This is a genomic window from Methylorubrum populi, assembly GCF_002355515.1.
Taxonomy (GTDB): Bacteria; Pseudomonadota; Alphaproteobacteria; order Rhizobiales; family Beijerinckiaceae; genus Methylobacterium; species Methylobacterium populi_A.
This window is the reverse complement of sequence record NZ_AP014809.1, coordinates 2463534-2480852: the sequence shown is the minus strand read 5'-3', so window position 1 is coordinate 2480852 and position 17319 is coordinate 2463534. Positions and strand designations below refer to the sequence as shown.

The 17319-nt window shown below is 68.7% G+C and carries 25 protein-coding genes and 1 tRNA gene; 22 read left to right on the top strand and 4 right to left on the bottom strand.

What is annotated here, in order from left to right; translation table 11 throughout:
- The first annotated feature begins 33 nt into the window (after nucleotides 1-33).
- A tRNA-Leu gene (locus MPPM_RS11435) sits at nucleotides 34-120 on the top strand.
- 57 nt (nucleotides 121-177) lie between these two features.
- Here the strand turns inward: MPPM_RS11435 and MPPM_RS11430 are convergent.
- Nucleotides 178-657, bottom strand: coding sequence for a DUF992 domain-containing protein (locus tag MPPM_RS11430; protein ID WP_096485165.1), 480 nt, complete (start codon nucleotides 655-657; stop codon nucleotides 178-180).
- A 216-nt stretch (nucleotides 658-873) separates the two neighbouring features.
- Here MPPM_RS11430 and MPPM_RS11425 point away from each other — a divergent pair, with 216 nt between their 5' ends.
- Complete coding sequence (locus MPPM_RS11425; protein ID WP_096487810.1) at nucleotides 874-1314, top strand: hypothetical protein; 441 nt, start codon at nucleotides 874-876, stop codon at nucleotides 1312-1314.
- A gap of 18 nt (nucleotides 1315-1332) precedes the next feature.
- Here the strand turns inward: MPPM_RS11425 and MPPM_RS11420 are convergent, their stop codons facing one another.
- The 3 genes from MPPM_RS11420 to MPPM_RS11410 all read right to left on the bottom strand — a co-directional run bounded on the left by MPPM_RS11420 (nucleotide 1333) and on the right by MPPM_RS11410 (nucleotide 4280).
- On the bottom strand, nucleotides 1333-2445 hold the full coding sequence (locus tag MPPM_RS11420) for a phosphatase PAP2 family protein (protein WP_096485164.1): 1113 nt from the start codon (nucleotides 2443-2445) through the stop codon (nucleotides 1333-1335).
- A gap of 90 nt (nucleotides 2446-2535) precedes the next feature.
- Nucleotides 2536-3789 carry a GGDEF domain-containing protein gene (locus tag MPPM_RS11415; RefSeq protein ID WP_096485163.1) on the bottom strand — a complete coding sequence of 418 codons (1254 nt, stop codon included), beginning with the start codon at nucleotides 3787-3789 and terminating at the stop codon, nucleotides 2536-2538.
- Between the two features lie 110 nt (nucleotides 3790-3899).
- Nucleotides 3900-4280: a hypothetical protein gene (locus MPPM_RS11410; protein WP_096485162.1), complete on the bottom strand. Its 381-nt coding sequence runs from the start codon at nucleotides 4278-4280 to the stop codon at nucleotides 3900-3902.
- A gap of 243 nt (nucleotides 4281-4523) precedes the next feature.
- Here MPPM_RS11410 and MPPM_RS11405 point away from each other — a divergent pair, with 243 nt between their 5' ends.
- The 20 genes from MPPM_RS11405 (at nucleotide 4524) to rplQ (ending at nucleotide 17124) form a co-directional block, all read left to right on the top strand.
- Nucleotides 4524-4706 (top strand): hypothetical protein, encoded by a 183-nt coding sequence (locus MPPM_RS11405; protein ID WP_162296266.1) that lies wholly within the window; start codon nucleotides 4524-4526, stop codon nucleotides 4704-4706.
- A gap of 428 nt (nucleotides 4707-5134) precedes the next feature.
- On the top strand, nucleotides 5135-5674 hold the full coding sequence (locus MPPM_RS11400; protein WP_096485160.1) for a thermonuclease family protein: 540 nt from the start codon (nucleotides 5135-5137) through the stop codon (nucleotides 5672-5674).
- Nucleotides 5675-5962: 288 nt separating this feature from the next.
- Nucleotides 5963-6244, top strand: a complete 282-nt coding sequence (locus MPPM_RS11395; RefSeq protein WP_096485159.1) for a hypothetical protein — start codon at nucleotides 5963-5965, stop codon at nucleotides 6242-6244.
- Between the two features lie 428 nt (nucleotides 6245-6672).
- Entirely contained in the window at nucleotides 6673-7041 is a 369-nt protein-coding gene (gene rplN, locus MPPM_RS11390) for a 50S ribosomal protein L14 (protein WP_012253654.1), read from the top strand.
- Nucleotides 7041-7355, top strand: coding sequence for a 50S ribosomal protein L24 (gene rplX, locus MPPM_RS11385; RefSeq protein ID WP_017485523.1), 315 nt, complete (start codon nucleotides 7041-7043; stop codon nucleotides 7353-7355). Before rplN ends, rplX begins: the two co-directional genes overlap by 1 nt.
- Complete coding sequence (gene rplE / locus MPPM_RS11380; protein WP_012454049.1) at nucleotides 7348-7914, top strand: 50S ribosomal protein L5; 567 nt, start codon at nucleotides 7348-7350, stop codon at nucleotides 7912-7914. Before rplX ends, rplE begins: the two co-directional genes overlap by 8 nt.
- 41 nt (nucleotides 7915-7955) lie before the next feature.
- Entirely contained in the window at nucleotides 7956-8261 is a 306-nt protein-coding gene (rpsN, locus tag MPPM_RS11375) for a 30S ribosomal protein S14 (RefSeq protein WP_012454048.1), read from the top strand.
- Between the two features lie 12 nt (nucleotides 8262-8273).
- Complete coding sequence (gene rpsH / locus MPPM_RS11370) at nucleotides 8274-8669, top strand: 30S ribosomal protein S8 (RefSeq protein WP_012454047.1); 396 nt, start codon at nucleotides 8274-8276, stop codon at nucleotides 8667-8669.
- Between the two features lie 16 nt (nucleotides 8670-8685).
- Nucleotides 8686-9219 (top strand): 50S ribosomal protein L6, encoded by a 534-nt coding sequence (gene rplF, locus MPPM_RS11365; RefSeq protein WP_096485158.1) that lies wholly within the window; start codon nucleotides 8686-8688, stop codon nucleotides 9217-9219.
- A gap of 11 nt (nucleotides 9220-9230) precedes the next feature.
- On the top strand, nucleotides 9231-9593 hold the full coding sequence (rplR, locus tag MPPM_RS11360; protein ID WP_017485522.1) for a 50S ribosomal protein L18: 363 nt from the start codon (nucleotides 9231-9233) through the stop codon (nucleotides 9591-9593).
- Nucleotides 9594-9685: 92 nt separating this feature from the next.
- Nucleotides 9686-10264: a 30S ribosomal protein S5 gene (rpsE, locus tag MPPM_RS11355; RefSeq protein WP_012253652.1), complete on the top strand. Its 579-nt coding sequence runs from the start codon at nucleotides 9686-9688 to the stop codon at nucleotides 10262-10264.
- An 11-nt stretch (nucleotides 10265-10275) separates the two neighbouring features.
- Nucleotides 10276-10470 carry a 50S ribosomal protein L30 gene (gene rpmD, locus MPPM_RS11350; RefSeq protein WP_096485157.1) on the top strand — a complete coding sequence of 65 codons (195 nt, stop codon included), beginning with the start codon at nucleotides 10276-10278 and terminating at the stop codon, nucleotides 10468-10470.
- Between the two features lie 13 nt (nucleotides 10471-10483).
- Nucleotides 10484-10993 (top strand): 50S ribosomal protein L15, encoded by a 510-nt coding sequence (rplO, locus tag MPPM_RS11345; protein ID WP_096487809.1) that lies wholly within the window; start codon nucleotides 10484-10486, stop codon nucleotides 10991-10993.
- A 114-nt stretch (nucleotides 10994-11107) separates the two neighbouring features.
- Nucleotides 11108-12451 (top strand): preprotein translocase subunit SecY, encoded by a 1344-nt coding sequence (secY, locus tag MPPM_RS11340; RefSeq protein WP_096485156.1) that lies wholly within the window; start codon nucleotides 11108-11110, stop codon nucleotides 12449-12451.
- 155 nt (nucleotides 12452-12606) lie between these two features.
- Nucleotides 12607-13209, top strand: coding sequence for an adenylate kinase (locus MPPM_RS11335; RefSeq protein ID WP_096485155.1), 603 nt, complete (start codon nucleotides 12607-12609; stop codon nucleotides 13207-13209).
- Nucleotides 13210-13512: 303 nt separating this feature from the next.
- Nucleotides 13513-13881: a 30S ribosomal protein S13 gene (gene rpsM, locus MPPM_RS11330; RefSeq protein ID WP_012454040.1), complete on the top strand. Its 369-nt coding sequence runs from the start codon at nucleotides 13513-13515 to the stop codon at nucleotides 13879-13881.
- 170 nt (nucleotides 13882-14051) lie between these two features.
- Entirely contained in the window at nucleotides 14052-14441 is a 390-nt protein-coding gene (gene rpsK, locus MPPM_RS11325) for a 30S ribosomal protein S11 (protein ID WP_009866710.1), read from the top strand.
- 37 nt (nucleotides 14442-14478) lie between these two features.
- Nucleotides 14479-15360, top strand: coding sequence for an MBL fold metallo-hydrolase (locus tag MPPM_RS11320; protein WP_096485154.1), 882 nt, complete (start codon nucleotides 14479-14481; stop codon nucleotides 15358-15360).
- Between the two features lie 96 nt (nucleotides 15361-15456).
- A complete protein-coding gene (locus tag MPPM_RS11315) occupies nucleotides 15457-16476 on the top strand; it encodes a DNA-directed RNA polymerase subunit alpha (protein ID WP_096485153.1) in 1020 nt (339 codons plus the stop codon).
- Between the two features lie 231 nt (nucleotides 16477-16707).
- Nucleotides 16708-17124 (top strand): 50S ribosomal protein L17, encoded by a 417-nt coding sequence (gene rplQ / locus MPPM_RS11310; RefSeq protein WP_012454037.1) that lies wholly within the window; start codon nucleotides 16708-16710, stop codon nucleotides 17122-17124.
- Nucleotides 17125-17319: the final 195 nt, after the last annotated feature.

Sequence of the window (17319 nt, the reverse complement as noted above, 5' to 3'; positions counted from 1 at the left end):
CTGGCCCCGCCGGACGGCTACCGCTGCCCCGATGCGGACGTGGCGAAACCGGTAGACGCACGAGACTTAAAATCTTGCGGCCGCAAGGCTGTGCGGGTTCGAGTCCCGCCGTCCGCACCAGGGGTTTGAAACGGCACCCTCGAGGCGTCGCGCCGACAGTCCCCCCTGCCCCCCGCTTCAGCGCGCCATGCCCGGCTGAGCCGCCGCGAGTCGAACGCGGGGCTGGGCCAGGGCGAACGTCGCGCTCGACTGACCGGAATGGCTGAGGAACTGGAGCGTGGCCGTGCGGCCGACCAGTTCGGGCTTGGCAGCGGTCGAGCCCTGAGGCGCCGTGAAGCTGTCCGCGAGCATGCCCGGCCGGACGAAGCCGTCCCGGGTCAGCACCCGCCATGTCACGGTCTGGGCGCTCTCGAGTTCGGCCATGCCGGCCGCAGGCGAGAAGACCGCCGCGTAACTCTGGCGAAAGCCGCCGCGCTCCGCCGTGAAGACGCATTCCGCGACCGGCGTGCGGCCGAAGACGAGGGTCGCCTCGGGCTTGGTCACGCAGGTCAGGGTGCCGGCGGCCTGCGGGGCGGCGGGCGCGGCGCCGAGGCTGTGCGCACCGGCGGCGCCCGCAGCGAGGATGCCGGCGGTGAAGGCGAGAGTGAGTGAACGCATCGGAGCCCCCTTGGCGGTTCGTCGTGGTTGGCCGCTTCGTTTCGAAGCGTTGCGTTAACCATGAGGGGGTGTCGTTGCGGGCGTATTCCGTCGATTGTTGCGTCGGCGTAAGGCCGCGTTCGAGGCGGAACGAAAGCGCTTCTCCGAAGGCGCCCTCCACAGCGCATGAGGGGCGGCGGCTCGACGCCGGCGGCCACGGCATGCGAGCCTTTCGCGGTGTCGATAACCAAGTCCCAACTCTGCGCGTTGCTGGCCGACGCGCACGCCGTCCCGGAGCGCGAGCGCATCGCGGCGTTCCTGCGTGACCCCGCCACGCAGCTCATCGACAACCCGTTCTCGGCGACCCGCGCCGCCGCCGCGCGCAACACCTGGGCAGGACGGAGCTTCGACTTCCGCGTGATGGGCGTCGAGGCGGCGGGCCTGTCCGATCTGGTGGGCGCGCTGGCCGCGCTCCCGGTCGCGGAGCCGCTGATCGAGGAAGTCGCCCGGTCCGGTCCGCACACCGCCTCCGTGATCCTCGGCGCGGACCGTCGCCGCGTAATCGGCGTCGCGCTCTACGGCAAGCCCGGCGTCCCGCTCCCCCGCTTCGTGGCGCGCCGCCCCCGCCGCCGCGCGGCCGCCACGACGCAACTCGACCTGTTCGCCGATCTTCGCTGAGGCGCTGACGCGGCCGCCCTACCCACCTCCGGCCGGGGCAGGGCTTCTCGCCTCGATCGGGCGGATCCGCGAAGGCGGGTCAGGGACCGGCTCCATCGCCGGGCTCGACCGCGCGACCCGGCGCGCGCGCGACGCCTCGAACGGCCGCGCGTGCCGGGCACGGTGATAGGCCACCAGACCAATCCCCATCAGGGTCCCGGCCAGCACATCCGGCAGGTAGTGCCCGCCCGCGCCGAGCGTGGCGAGGATGATCGCGCCGTTGAGCAGGCCGGCGAGCGGTCCGATCACCGGCACGGGAGCGAGCGCCCAGGCGGTGAGCACCGCGAGGCAAGCGTGGAACGAGGGGAAGGTGACGAGGCCGCGGATCTCGGAGAGTGCGATCACCGGCAGCGTGCCTTCGCGCAGGGCCCGCAGGGCATCGAGATGCCAGAGGGCGCCGACCGTTTCGAGATGTCCCTGCGGATGGATCTGCGGTGCGTAGTGGGCGTAGGGGCCGACCGCCGGAAACAGGGCCGAGACAGCGATCGAAGCGAGCAGCGCCAGCGTGAACAGGCGGGCATAGGCCCAGAGGCGGGCGACCCGCGACATCGCGCTGAGGACGATGACGACGAGGCCGACCTGAGGCCCGCTCGAATGGTAGGCGAGCGCCAGCCACCAGGACAGGTCGGGGTGGTCGGCGAGAAAGCCGACCCAGCCGCGCCAATCAAAGCCCAGAACCGCCTCGACACGGGCGAGGGCCGGATCGGCGAGCGGCAGCGCCAGTGTGGCGCTCAGGTAATGCAGCAGGGCCGCCGCGGTGGTGAAGGCGGCGAGATAGGCGCTCGACAGGGCCATGGCCCGCAGCTTCGGCTCCGGCTTGACGGCGCTGAACAGGAGCGCGAGCCCGAGCAGGACGGCGACGGCGCCGGACAGGACGAGCGGGCCGGGCCAAGCGAGGTCGATCCCCGCGACGGCGAGCCAGAGGGCATCGAGCCCGACCAGACCGCCGACGAGGGCCCAAGAGCCTCGACCCGGCGCGGCCAGCCCCGCACTCGGCCGCGACGGGGCCGTGCCGGCCCCAGGGCGAGCGGGTCGGCCGGACGGCGGATCGGCGATCCGCGCACCGGCCCCGCGTTCCTCGTCGAGCAGCATCCGTCCGTCGCTCCCTGCGGCGCGCGCCCGGATGGCCGCTCCGGACGGGAAGACGCGGCAGCGCCGGTTTTGTTCGGAATGCGGGCCGTTTCAGACGGACGGGACGGCGGCGTGGCTGCGGCCCTTGCCCTCGGCCGGCCGGTTCGCATTCGCGGCGGGCATGAAGCTTTCGACCCGGTTGCGGCCCTCGTTCTTGGCCGCGTAGAGCGCGAAGTCGGCGGCCCTCAACAGGTCGGAGGCCTGGATGCCGAAGTCCCGCGTGCGTCCCCGTGCGGCGGTGACGCCGACGCTCACGGTCACCGGCGTTTCCGCAGAGAGTCCCGGATGGCGGATCCCGAGATCGGCGACGGCCGTGCGGATCGCTTCCCCCGCGAGCCGCACCGCAGCCGATTCGGCGCCCGGTAACAGGGCCGCGAATTCCTCGCCGCCGTAGCGCGCGGCGAGACCGCCATGGGCCTCGACGGAAGCTTGGACCGCCGCCGCGACCGCCACCAGGCAGAGATCGCCCTCGGCGTGTCCGGCCGTGTCGTTCAAGAGCTTGAAGTGATCGATGTCGATCAGGATCACGCCTAGCCACGCATCCTGCTCGCCCGCGAGATCCCAGGCCGCCTCCAGCCGTTCGGTGAAATGGCGGCGGTTCGACAGGGTGGTCAGCGAATCGGTCTCCGAGAGCACGGTGAGCCGCGCATTGGCGCGGGCGAGCGCCTCGGCCTGAAGCTTCACCCGCAGGGCGATCAGAAAGGTGTTCCGCGCCGCCCATTCCCGCGAGTAGCAGAGCTTCAACGGAACCAGGATCAACCCGGAGACGAGCAGGGGCAGGCCGCTGCGCTCCGCGGTGCAGAGGCCGAAGCCCAGGACCAGACCGACATAAAGGGCGAACGAGCAGCCGCAGAACCACAGACAGTGCCGGAACGGCAGCGGCGCGATCAGGCCCACCACCAGCGGCACGATGGTCGCGATGATGATGTAGACGTCGGTGTGCGGGGCCGGCGCGAGGTATGCGCAGTTGAGGACGACGACGATGTCGACGAGGGCCGTGGCGAGGACGGCGCCGGAGATGCGCACCATCGTCGGTCGCCCCCGCAGGGAGGCGATCGCGATGAGTGCGACCGGGCAGAAGACGCCGAGCGTCATCGCCAGCGGCACGATGAACCCCTCGGGACCGAACACTTCGCGGTCCATCACGAGGGACAGGACGTTGAACAGGGTGAAGATGGCGAGCCAGGACTGGACGTAGAAACCGTCCTGCCGCGCCGTCTCGGCGCGGTACTGCGCTTCGAGCACCTCCGGCAGCTTGAGCCGGTACCAGGGACGGCTCAGGCCGGCTTCGATCGGCTGTAGCATCGATGCGCCAAGTCAAGCCTCTGCTGTTCAAGCATTACCTTAAGAGGCCGAGTTCGCTCAATGCCGAATGTCAATCGGGATGCGCGGAAGTGGATGTCATCCGCACGGAATCAACCGCTTTGCGGCGTCGAGACCGGATCGCCGGCCAAACCGTAGCCGCGCTTGGCCGCGGTGCGGTTGACGATCCCGAAGCGGAGAACTGCCTCCTCCAGATAGTCGATCGCTCTGACAAGTCCGCGGCGCGCCCGCTCCCTCTCATCCGCCTCCGCGTCGGCGGGCGTCTCGGCCAGGGTCACAGACGCGATCAGCACGCGGTCGCGTTCGTCCTCGATGCGCCGGTCGCGCTCGACATGGCCGCGCACGTCGGCATCGAAGGCGGCGATCACCGCCCAGGGCAAGTCGTCCTTCCGGGTGCCCGCAGGAAATGCAGCCGCGAGACGCCGGCCCTCCGCGGCTGCCCCGCGCATCAAATCTGCCAAGCTCACCGTCACGTCAGCGCCTCACCTCGCATCGAACCGTCCTTCCGGCCCCCTCTCGGCCCAACGCCGGTCGCACCATTCCTGTTCGGCGAGGCCGGCGATGGAGCCGGGCGGATCACGGCATCAACGGTTTCGGTGCCATGATCTTGCACGAAACCTCGCCCGAATGCCCTCGATTGCGCCTTATTGCCTTCACACTCACCGCCGATCTGCGCCTGCCTCCGTTCGGGGAAGCAAAGATCAGTGTCGGCGCCCGTGATGATTGATTTCGAAAACCTGCCCTCGTGGGCGCGTCGTCGTCTGAACCGGCACTGCGCGCGCGGCGGCACCGGGTTGGTCGTGCGCTGGATCTCGGTGCCGGCCGGACGCGGCAGCCGAAGCGAGCGCGCGGATCAGATCTCGCCGCCCCCCAGAGCGCAGGGCGGCACGTCGGACTGAGACCATCAACGCTCGCGCCCGCCGAACGGCTTGGGGGCATTGCCGTCCGGTGGGCGCGGGCGACCGGCGGGCGAACCGGCCGGCGCGGCGGAGGATAGGGCCGACGCCCCGGTCCGACAGGGGTGCCCGAGACAATTCTCGTCGCGCGACCCCGGGAGAACGACACCCTCGGTTGCGGGGCTGCTCCCGGCCCGCTGCCTCACGACGAGAGGCGCGGCACCGGCATGATGCCAAGACATGCCGCCGGTCACGAAAAGGGCATAAGCCCTGCTTTAGGTTTGCCGACTTACGCCCGCCCCCTGCCGAAGCGCGGCGCCGGGGGAAACGGGTGCTTCGTCGGACAGGCGAAGAACGGACGCGTGAGAGTCCTCGGCAGAGCAATCGACCGGCGCCTCCGCAGGGGCACGCCGGAAACCCATGGTGTTTCGATGAGACGAACGGGAATCCTCGGCCTCGGCATCCTCCTCCTCGCCGCAGCCGGCGCGCACGGCATCGGTCCCTCTCAGGCCGGCGAGAGCGTGAGCGGGCGCGCACGCATTCTGAGCGGCGACACGCTGGTCGTGGGCGGACGGGTGGTCGGCCTCTACGGCGTGGCGGCGCCGGGCCTCAAGCAGACCTGCCTGAATGCCAAGGGCCAGAGCTACGCCTGCGGCGCCTCCTCGGCCAAGGCGCTGGCCGCGCATCTGAAGGACGCGACCATCACCTGCCAGATCCGCGAGACCGACAGCTACGGCCGCGCACTCTCCGTCTGCCACCGCGACAAGGAGGATCTGAGCGCCTGGATGGCCGAGAAGGGCTTCGCCATGGCGGAGCGGGGCGGGCAGGCCGCCTATGTCGGTGCGGAGACCGTCGCGTGGGGCAAGCGTCTCGGCCTCTGGGCGGGCTCCTTCGAGGATCCCACCGGGCGGCCGCGCACGAGTTATTCGAAGGCCAACACGGTGGCCGACGCGCAACCCGAGACGCACTGACGCCCCCTCTCCCCGCGCAGGCGGTGCTCGCGCGACGCGTCAGGCCTTGCGCGGGTGCGTCTTCGCACGGGACCGGCCGACGCAACGCCGCAGTGCCGCTTGCCGCCGGCGCGGTCCGGTGCCACCTAGGTCACTCACGCGCGTGGCAGGCAAGCGACGGGAACGCGACGCGCTGCGGCAGGCACGTCCCCCCGGCGCCCATCGCCGAAAGAGTGCCCGACGCGCCAAGCCGTGCCCGCCCCGAGTCCAACGGCACGGTGGCCCGCGCCAGGGAGTGATTGAGAAGCCATGCGTCGTCCGATCGCCGTCTCCGCCCTCCTGCTCTCCAGCCTCATGGCAGCCGCCCCTGCCCTCGCGCAGGACGGGAGCGACACACGCCTGCCCCCGACCGGCCGCACCGTCACGGCGACGGGGCAGACCAAGCCGCCGGCGCCCGGCATCGTCCAGGGCCAGCCTGCCGCGTCCTCCCAGGATCAGATGCTCAAGGCGCAGCGTGCCGCGCAGGCGCGCGACAAGGCCTGGGACGCCAAGATGAACAAGACCATGGGGTCGATCTGCAAGGGTTGCTGAGAGACGGACCCTCGGTCAGCGCAACCGAACCCGACAGGGGCCCGAGAACGCCCTTCCACAGGGCGAATCCCGCCGGCGATCTCCCTGGTGGCATTTCGGTGAGCCGGCCGAGCCCTTCCCGGCGCAGGCCTCAACCTCCCCACGGCGCCCGCCTGCGGCTCGCGCACGGGCCTGACGGCCGGCCTCGCCGCACGATTTCGCATCGCTCCAGGCTTGCACGCCGCCCGCGTCCGTAGTATCGGGCACGCCTTCGCGACAGTCCTTGGGATGTTCGCATCCCTTCGTACGCGGTGACCGCGCCGGCGTTCCCACGCCGATAGCGCGGTCTCTCACATGAGCCGGGGACATCAGATCCCCATCAGGCGTCGTCCGCCGGGCAATACCGTCCGTGTGCGGAAACCCGCCTGAAACAAGGAAAGGTCACTCCCGTGATCCAGATGCAGACGAATCTGGACGTCGCCGACAATTCGGGTGCGCGCCGCGTGATGTGCATCAAGGTGCTCGGCGGGTCGAAGCGCAAGTATGCCGGCGTCGGCGACATTATCGTCGTCTCCGTCAAGGAGGCGATCCCGCGCGGCCGCGTGAAGAAGGGCGACGTCATGAAGGCGGTCGTCGTTCGCACCGCCAAGGACGTGAAGCGCGCCGACGGTTCGGTGATCCGCTTCGACAAGAACGCCGCCGTTCTGATCAACAATCAGAAGGAGCCGGTCGGCACCCGTATCTTCGGGCCGGTGCCGCGCGAGCTGCGCGCCCGCAACCACATGAAGATCATCTCGCTCGCTCCTGAGGTGCTGTGATGGCCGCCAAGATCAAGAAGGGCGACACGGTCGTCGTTCTCACCGGTCGCGACGCGGGTCGCTCCGGCGAGGTCATCCAGGTCATGCCGAAGGACGGCAAGGCCTTCGTGCGCGGCGTCAACCTGGTCAAGAAGCACCAGAAGCAGACGCAGAACGCCGAGGGCGGGATCATCTCGAAGGAGGCTGCGATCCAGCTCTCCAACCTCGCGTTCCAGGACGTGAACGGCAAGCCGACCCGCGTGGGTTTCCGCATCCTCGAAGACGGACGCAAGGTCCGGTTCGCCAAGACCACGGGGGATCAGATCGATGGCTGAGGCCGACAAGAACGCCTACGTCCCGCGTCTGCGCAAGCACTACGACGAGGTCGTCCGGCAGAAGCTGATCGAGCAGTTCGGGTACAAGAACCCGATGCAGGTTCCGCAGATCGAGAAGATCGTCATCAACATGGGCGTCGGCGAGTCCACCGCGGACTCGAAGAAGGCGACCGTGGCTGCCGGCGACCTCGCTCTGATCGCTGGCCAGAAGCCGGTCATCACCCGCGCCCGCAAGGCGATCGCGACCTTCAAGGTCCGCGAGGGCATGCCGATCGGCTGCAAGGTGACCCTGCGCAAGGCCCGCATGTACGAGTTCATGGACCGCCTGATCACGATCGCGCTGCCGCGCGTTCGCGACTTCCGCGGCCTGAACCCGCGCTCCTTCGACGGCCGCGGCAACTACGCCATGGGCCTCAAGGAGCACCTCGTGTTCCCGGAGATCTCCTACGACAAGGCGGAGCAGACCTGGGGCATGGACATCGTCGTCCAGACGAGCGCCACCACGGACGAAGAGGCCAAGGCTCTCCTCGCCCATTTCAAGTTCCCGTTCCGGCAGTAAGCGGCGGCAACGTCGCTTAGACGCGGACACTGGAGACAGACATGGCTAAGAAAAGCTCAGTCGAGAAGAACAACCACCGCAAGGAGCTGGTGAAGCGCTTCGCCGAGAAGCGTAAGGCCCTCCTCGCCATCGCCAACGATGAGTCCCGTGAGATGGAGGAGCGCTTCGAGGCGCGCCTGAAGCTCGCGGAACTGCCGCGCAACTCGTCGGCCACCCGCATCCGCAACCGCTGCGAGATGACCGGCCGTCCGCGGGCCTACTACCGTAAGCTCGGCATCTCGCGCGTCGCTCTGCGCGAGCTCGGCAACCGGGGCCTCATCCCCGGTCTCGTGAAGTCCAGCTGGTAAGGGGAGGCATCCATGGTGAACGATCCCGTGGGTGATATGCTCACCCGCATCCGCAACGGTCAGAGCCGTCGCCGCAACGTCGTCCAGACCCCCGGCTCGCGCCTGCGCGCCTCGGTTCTCGACGTGCTGAAGTCCGAGGGCTACATCCGCGACTACGCGGTGCAGGACCTCGGCAACGGCCGCACCGAGTTCGCGATCGAACTCAAGTACTACGATGGTCGCCCGGTCATCCGGGAGATCAAGCGCGTGTCGAAGCCCGGCCGCCGCGTCTACTCGTCGGTTGGCGAGCTGCCGCGGGTCGCCGACGGCCTCGGCGTCACCATCATCTCGACCCCGCAGGGCGTCATGGCCGATCACGAGGCGCGCGAGCGCAACGTCGGCGGTGAAGTGCTCTGCAAGGTGTTCTGATCCGGAGGACAGCGACATGTCTCGCGTAGGCAAGAAGCCCGTCCCCGTCCCGTCTGGCGTCACCGCCACGGTCACGGGTCAGACGGTGAAGATGAAGGGCTCGAAGGGCGAACTCCAGTTCGTCGTCCCGCCCCAGGTTATCGTCGAGTTCAAGGACGGCGCCGTCTCGGTGCAGCCCAAGGACCAGACGAAGCAGGCCCGCTCCCTGTGGGGCACCTCGCGCGCCCAGGTGGCGAACCTCGTCGAGGGTGTCTCCAAGGGCTTCGAGAAGAAGCTCGAGATCACCGGCGTCGGCTACCGCGCCGCGATGGCCGGCAAGGCGCTCAAGCTCTCGCTCGGCTACAGCCACGACATCGAGTACGAGATCCCGGCCGGGATCACGATCACGACGCCCAAGCCCACGGAGATCGTGGTGGCGGGCATCGACCGGCAGCGCGTCGGTCAGGTCGCGGCGGAGATTCGTGAGTACCGCGGTCCCGAGCCCTATAAGGGCAAGGGCGTGAAGTACGCCGGCGAATTCATCTTCCGCAAGGAAGGCAAGAAGAAGTAAGGGGGGCGATCATGTCGAACAAGAACGAAGCCCTCCTGCGCCGCAAGGCGCGGGTCCGTCGGGCCCTCAAAGCCACCGCCAACGGCCGTCCGCGGCTGTCGGTGTTCCGCTCGTCCAAGCAGATCTACGTCCAGGTCATCGACGATGCCGCGGGCCGCACGCTCGCTGCCGCGTCGAGCCTCGACAAGGATCTCAAGGCCAGCCTCAAGACCGGCGCCGACAAGGCGGCGGCCGAGGCGGTGGGCAAGCTCGTCGCCGAGCGCGCCAAGGCCGCGGGCGTCACCAAGGTCGTCTTCGACCGTTCGGGCTACATCTTCCACGGCCGCGTCAAGGCTCTCGCCGACGCCGCCCGCGAGGGTGGTCTCGACTTCTAAGACGCCGTGTTCCCTCCCCTGACCGGGGAGGGAAGCACATCGAGCGAGCGGGTCGTTTCCGGCCCGCGTCAGTGAGATAACGGGAATCAGATATGGCACGTGAACGCGAGGGTCGTCGCCGCGACGACCGCGAGGAGCGCGACAGCGAGTTCGTGGACAAGCTCGTCCACATCAACCGCGTCGCCAAGGTTGTGAAGGGTGGCCGCCGCTTCGGCTTCGCGGCGCTCGTCGTCGTCGGCGACCAGAAGGGCCGCGTCGGCTTCGGCCACGGCAAGGCCCGTGAGGTGCCGGAGGCGATCCGCAAGGCGACGGAAGCCGCCAAGCGCGGTCTGATCCGCGTGTCGCTCCGCGAGGGCCGCACCCTGCACCACGACGTCAACGGACGTCACGGCGCCGGCAAGGTGATCCTCCGCGCGGCGCCGCAGGGCACCGGCATCATCGCCGGCGGCCCGATGCGCGCCGTGTTCGAGACGCTCGGCATGCAGGACGTCGTCGCCAAGTCGCTCGGCTCGTCCAACCCCTACAACCTCGTGCGCGCCACCTTCGACGCGCTCAAGAACGAGGACAGCCCGCGCTCGGTCGCGGCCCGTCGCGGTCTCAAGGTGTCGGCCCTCCAGGCCCGTCGCCGTGACGCCGACCCGGCCGACACCTCCGAAGCGGCCGTCGCGTAAGGGAGGGCAGCATGGCAACCAAGACTGTCCGCGTCGAGCAGATCGGCTCGCCGATCCGCCGCGAGGCCTCCCAGCGTGCGACGCTGATCGGCCTCAAGCTGAACAAGCTGCACCGCGTGTCCGAGCTGGAGGATACTCCCTCGGTGCGCGGCATGATCCGCAAGGTCGCGCACCTCGTGCGCGTCCTCGATGACGCCGCGGCGTGAGGAGGGCTCCACCATGAAGCTCAACGAAATCCGCGACAACGAAGGCGCGACCAAGAACCGGATGCGCGTCGGCCGGGGCATCGGCTCCGGCAAGGGCAAGACCGGCGGACGCGGCGTGAAGGGTCAGAAGGCCCGCACCGGCGTCTCCATCAAGGGCTTCGAGGGCGGCCAGATGCCGCTGCATCGTCGCCTGCCGAAGCGCGGCTTCAACAACATCCACGCCCACGACCTGAATGAGGTGAACCTCGGTCGCGTCCAGGCGGCGGTGGATGCCGGCAAGCTCGACGCCAACGCCCCCGTGACGGTCGATGCGCTGGTCAAGGCCGGCATCATCGCCCGCGCCCGTGACGGCGTGAAGCTGCTCGGCGTCGGCGAGCTGACCGCGAAGCTCAGCTTCGAGGTCACCCGCGCCTCCAAGTCGGCCGTCGAGGCCGTCGAGAAGGCCGGCGGTTCGGTGACCACGACCTTCGCCGCCGGCGTCGCCCATCGCGGCGCGACCGACGGCGCGGTTGCGTCCGCCTGACACCACGATTAAGTCGAACGCCGAAGCGGCGGCCCGTGCTCGCACGCGGCCGCCGCTTCCGCTTTCAGGGACCGCTCGAGACGCGTCCCGACGGCATTTTCCGGGATCAATGACATGGCCTCAGCCGCCGAGCAGCTTGCCGCCAACCTGAATTTCGGCGCCATCGCCAAGGCCGACGAGCTCAAGAAGCGCATCTGGTTCACCCTGGGCGCGCTCATCGTCTTCCGGCTGGGCACCTACATCCCGATCCCCGGCATCGATCCCGAGCAGTTCGCGCGGAACTTCCAGAACCAGGCCGGCGGCGTGCTCGGCATGTTCAACATGTTCTCGGGCGGCGCGGTCGAGCGCATGGCGGTCTTCGCGCTCAACATCATGCCCTACATCTCGGCCTCGATCATCGTTCAGCTCCTCACCTCGGTGGTGCCGAGCCTGGAGGCGCTGAAGAAGGAGGGCGAGTCGGGCCGCAAGGTCATCAACCAGTACACCCGCTACCTCACGGTGGTGCTGGCGCTGGTCCAGTCCTGGGGCATCGCCTTCGGCCTGCAGGGCTCGAACGCGGTCATCAATCCGGGGCCCTTCTTCGTTCTCTCGACCGTCGTGACGCTCACCGGCGGCACGCTGTTCCTGATGTGGATCGGCGAGCAGATCACCTCGCGCGGCATCGGCAACGGCTCCTCGCTGATCATCTTCGCGGGCATCGTCGCCCACCTGCCGGCCTCGATCTTCGGCGCCCTGGAGCTGACCCGCACCGGCGCGCTCTCGCCCGCCATCCTGCTCGGCGCCGGCATCGCGGCGGTCGCGCTGATCTACTTCATTGTGTTCATGGAGCGCGCCCAGCGCCGGCTCCTGATCAACTACCCCAAGCGCCAGGTCGGCAACCGCATGTACGAGGGCCAGTCCTCGTTCCTGCCGCTCAAGCTCAACACCTCGGGCGTGATCCCGCCGATCTTCGCCTCCTCGCTGCTGCTGCTGCCGACCACGGTGGCGAGCTTCTCGGCCAATCAGGGCTCGACCGGCATCCTCGGGACGCTCACGGCCTATCTCGGCCACGGCCGGCCGCTCTACATGCTGGCCTATGCCGGCCTGATCATCTTCTTCACGTTCTTCTACACGGCGATCGTCTTCAATCCGCAGGAGACCGCCGACAACCTGAAGAAGCAGGGAGGCTTCATCCCCGGCATCCGCCCGGGCGAGCGTACCGCTGCCTTCATCGACAAGGTGCTGACCCGTATCACCGTGATCGGCGCGGCCTACCTCACCTTCGTCTGCCTCGTTCCGGAGATCGTGGCCTCCTACACCTCGGCCGCGCTCGGCTTCGGCGGCACCTCGCTGCTGATCGTGGTCTCGGTCACCATGGACACCGTGGCGCAGATCCACGGGCATCTGATGGCGCACCAGTACGAGGGCCTCGTGAAGAAGGCGAAGCTCCGCGGCGCCTCCACGACACGGCGGCGCTGAACCGCCTGACAATCGAGCAGCCTCCGACAAAGGTTCGGTGGACGCGCGCGCCGGAATTGCGCATCACAGCGGTGTGACGACGGCGTGGCTTAGGATGGGGCCCGCCGCCCATGAAGAACGAGCCCGGCGCCGGGCCTTGAGGACGGGGAGACGCTATGCGGATCATTCTGCTCGGACCGCCGGGAGCGGGGAAGGGTACGCAGTCCGAGCGTATTGTGGAGCGCTACCGCGTTCCGCAGTTGTCGACGGGCGACATGCTGCGCGCGGCGGTCGCCGCCGGGACGCCGGTCGGACTGGAGGCGAAGTCGATCATGGAGAGCGGCGGCCTCGTGCCGGACGCGGTCGTGGTCGGGATCGTCGCCGACCGCATCGAGGAGGCGGATGCCAGGAACGGCTTCATCCTCGACGGCTTCCCGCGCACGGTGGAGCAGGCGAAGGCCCTCGATGCCATGCTGGCGGAGAAGGGTATCGCTCTCGACGCGGTGGTGGAGTTCGTCGTCGACGAGAACGCCCTCGTCGGCCGCATCGCCAAGCGCGCCGAGGAGACCGCGGCCAAGGGCCAGCCGGTCCGCAAGGACGACACGCCGGAGGTCTTCAAGACCCGCCTCGACGCCTACAAGCGGCAGACGGCACCGCTCTCCGACTACTATGCCGGCACCGGCCTCTTGCGGAAGATCGACGGCATGAAGCCGATCGACGAGGTGACCGGGGACGTGACCGGACTCCTCGACGGATTCCGGGAGAAGGCGACGTCCTGAGACGTCCCTCTCAGGTGACGCCCACGAAGCCCGCTGCCGTTCCGACGGGGCGGGCTTTTTCATGCCGCGAGGCGGTTCGGCGAAGCGCAGATCGCAATTCCGTTTGCAAAGCGTTGACAAGGGGGGCGGCTCGCGCTAGGCGGACCCCCTTCGTCCAAGCGGGATGTGGTTCGGGGCACCTCTGAGAGGCTGCTTGCGGACCGATTTGTCGTTTCGGGCGGGCGTGCAGGGGCCGGCCTCCACCGGACGCGCGCTTATTCCTGAGTGGCGGCGGGCAACAGACCCGCCCATGGAGAGATCATCTTGGCCCGTATCGCAGGCGTCAACATCCCGACCGCCAAGCGCGTCGTCATCGCGCTCCAGTACATCCACGGCATCGGCCCGAAGAAGGCCGAAGAGATCACCGAGAAGGTCGGCATTCCGGCTGAGCGCCGCGTCAACCAGCTCACCGACGCCGAGGTGCTCCAGATCCGCGAGACCATCGACCGCGACTACCTCGTCGAGGGCGATCTGCGCCGCGAAGTCTCGATGAACATCAAGCGCCTGATGGATCTCGGCTGCTACCGCGGCCTGCGTCACCGCAAGCAGCTCCCGGTCCGCGGCCAGCGCACCCACACCAACGCCCGCACCCGCAAGGGCAAGGCGAAGCCGATCGCCGGCAAGAAGAAGTAATTTTTGGCATTGGAAGGTCGTGCTTCGCTCGGCCTTCTTTCCGTCGCGCCGGGTGTCCCTCGACGTCGGCGGTTGATCGGGACGGATCTGCACGGCAGCCGCGCCCAGGTGACAAAAGAATCCCGAGCGCCTGGTGTTACGGGCGTGATTGAAGGACCAGCGAGAACAAGATGGCCAAGGAACCGACCCGCGTCCGCCGCCGCGAACGCAAGAACATCGTCTCCGGCGTGGCGCATGTGAACGCCTCGTTCAACAACACGATGATCACCATCACCGACGCGCAGGGCAACACGATCTCGTGGTCGTCCGCCGGCGCCATGGGCTTCAAGGGCTCGCGCAAGTCGACCCCGTACGCTGCCCAGGTCGCCGCCGAGGATGCCGGCCGCAAGGCCGCCGAGCACGGCATGCGCACCCTCGAGGTCGAGGTCTCCGGTCCCGGTTCGGGCCGTGAGTCGGCGCTGCGCGCGCTCCAGGCCGCGGGCTTCACCGTGACCTCGATCCGCGACGTCACCTCGATTCCGCACAACGGCTGCCGCCCGCGCAAGCGCCGCCGCGTCTGATCGAACGACACCGGAGCCCCCTCGAACGGAGAAGCCCATGGCGGACGGATCGAAGCCCCTTCCCGGCGCGCTGCGTTGGAATCTCGGCGACCTCACGGTCACCGCGCTCAACGACGGCTGGTTTCAGGGCTCGCTCGATCTCGTCACGGGCATCTCCAAGGAGGAGGCCGGCGCGCTCCAGCGCGCGGGCTTCCGCTCCGAGGCCCCGGTCGTCACGCTCAACGCCTTCCTCGTCACCGGCGCCGGCCGCAAGCCGGTGCTGATCGATTCGGGCTACGGCCATTTCGGTCCGGCCACCATGGGCCGGGTTCCCGCGGCCCTCGCGCTCGCCGGCGTGAAGCCGGAAGAGATCGAGACCGTGCTCCTCACCCACCTCCATCCCGACCATGCGGGCGGGCTGATCAAGGAGGACGGCAGCGCGGCCTATCCGAACGCGGAACTCGTCGTTCACGCGACGGAAGCCGCGCACTGGCTCCCCGACGAGGCGCTGTCGCGGGCTCCCGACGCGGCGAAGCCGTATTTCGAGAACGCCCGCAAGGCGGTCGCGCCCTACGGCGCGCGGCTGCGCAAGCACGAGGGCGGTGAGCTGGTGCCCGGCATCACCGCCGTCCCCCTGCCCGGTCACACCCCGGGCCATTGCGGCATGCGGATCGTATCGGGGGACAAGTCCCTGCTGATGTGGACCGACGTGGTGCATATGCCGGCGATCCAGTTCAAGCAGCCGGAGGCGGGCGTCGCCTTCGACGTGGACGGGGATCAGGCGCGCGCCACCCGCAAGCGGGTGCTCGATGAGGTGGCGACGGAGAAGACCTTCATCGCCGGCTCGCATCTTGAATTCCCGGCGCTCGGCACCGTCGCCCGCGACGGCGCCGGTTACAGCTTCGTTCCCGCCCTCTGGGTGGCAGGCGAGCAGCAGTGATTTTTGGGACCGGTCCGGATGCTCTCAGAGCCATCCAGGGCCGGCCGAAGCGCTTTCCGGGACGCCGGCGGCGCGGGTTTGGCAAGAGGTAGGACCGTGGTCATTCAGAAGAACTGGCAAGAGCTCATCAAGCCGAACAAGCTGCAGGTCTCCGCCGGCGACGATCCCAAGCGGGTCGCCACCGTCGTGGCCGAGCCGCTGGAGCGCGGCTTCGGCACGACGCTGGGCAATTCGCTCCGCCGCGTGCTGCTCTCCTCGCTTCAGGGCGCCGCGGTCACCTCGGTGCAGATCGACGGCGTGCTGCACGAGTTCTCGTCGATCCCCGGCGTGCGCGAGGACGTGACCGACATCGTCCTCAACATCAAGACCATCGCCATCCGTTCGCAGACCGACCAGCCCAAGCGCATGACCCTGCGCAAGACGGGCCCCGGCCTCGTCACCGCGGGTGACATCGGCGCCGTCGGCGACATCCAGATCCTGAACCCCGACCTCGTGATCTGCACCCTGGACGACGGGGCCGAGATCCGCATGGAGTTCACCGTCGCCACCGGCAAGGGCTACGTCCCGGCCGACCGCAACCGGCCCGAGGACGCGCCGATCGGCCTGATCCCGGTCGATGCGCTCTACTCGCCCGTGACCAAGGTCAGCTACCGCGTCGAGACCACCCGCGAGGGTCAGGATCTCGACAAGGACAAGCTGACCATGACGGTCGAGACCAACGGCGCCGTGTCGCCGGAGGATGCCCTGGCCTACGCCGCCCGCATCATCCAGGACCAGCTCCAGGTCTTCGTGAACTTCGAGGAGCCCCGCAAGGAAGAGACCGCGCCGCTCGCGCCGCAGCTCCCCTTCAACCCGGCGCTGCTCAAGAAGGTGGACGAGCTGGAGCTGTCGGTCCGTTCGGCGAACTGCCTGAAGAACGACAACATCGTCTATATCGGCGACCTCATCCAGAAGTCGGAGGGCGAGATGCTGCGCACCCCGAACTTCGGCCGCAAGTCGCTCAACGAGATCAAGGAAGTGCTCGCCGGCATGGGCCTGCACCTCGGCATGGACGTTCCCGGCTGGCCGCCGGAGAACATCGAGGATCTCGCCAAGCGCTTCGAAGAGCACTACTGAGGGGCGAAGCCGCCCCTGGCCGGATTGAGCGGCGCTGCGCGGCGCCGCTCGTTTGGCCGCCTGACCAGGTGCTAAGCCGCTGGGACGACGCTCCCTCCCGCCCCAGCGAAGCCGGGGCGGGCGCTCCCAAAAGAATCCCGCCGCTGGGTTACGCGGAGTTCGATGAAAACAGCCCCAGGGCACTCGGCCGTACCGTGGCACGGCGGCCGTGACTGAGAAGGACCAGCCACCATGCGTCACTCCTACCGCGGTCGCCGCTTCAACCGCACGGCCGAGCACCGCAAGGCGATGTTCGCCAACATGTCCGCCGCGCTGATCAAGCACGAGCAGATCGTCACCACCCTGCCGAAGGCCAAGGACCTGCGTCCGGTCGTCGAGAAGCTGATCTCGCTCGGCCGCACCGACAGCATCCACGCCCGCCGCCTCGCCATGGCCCAGATCCGCGACGCGGACATGGTCAAGAAGCTCTTCACCGTGCTCGGCCCGCGCTATCAGTCGCGTCCGGGCGGCTACTGCCGCATCATGAAGGCCGGCTTCCGCTACGGCGACAACGCACCGATGGCCGTCATCGAGTTCGTGGACCGCGACGTCGATGCCCGCGGCAAGGATTCCGGCCCGACCGCGGTCGAGACGGCCGACGCCGCCTGAGCCCGCTTCCTGCCGCGAACAGCGGCAGAACGGGTGACAATGTGACCGGTGCGAAAGGCGGCCTCACGGCCGCCTTTTTGCGTGTTCGCTCAAGAGAGGTAAGAACGAACGGCCGAACCGGCGGTGGAGAAAGTGCCGGGGCGCGGTCACTGGGACAATTGTGCATATGCCGCGCCGCCTTGCATCCGTTATCGT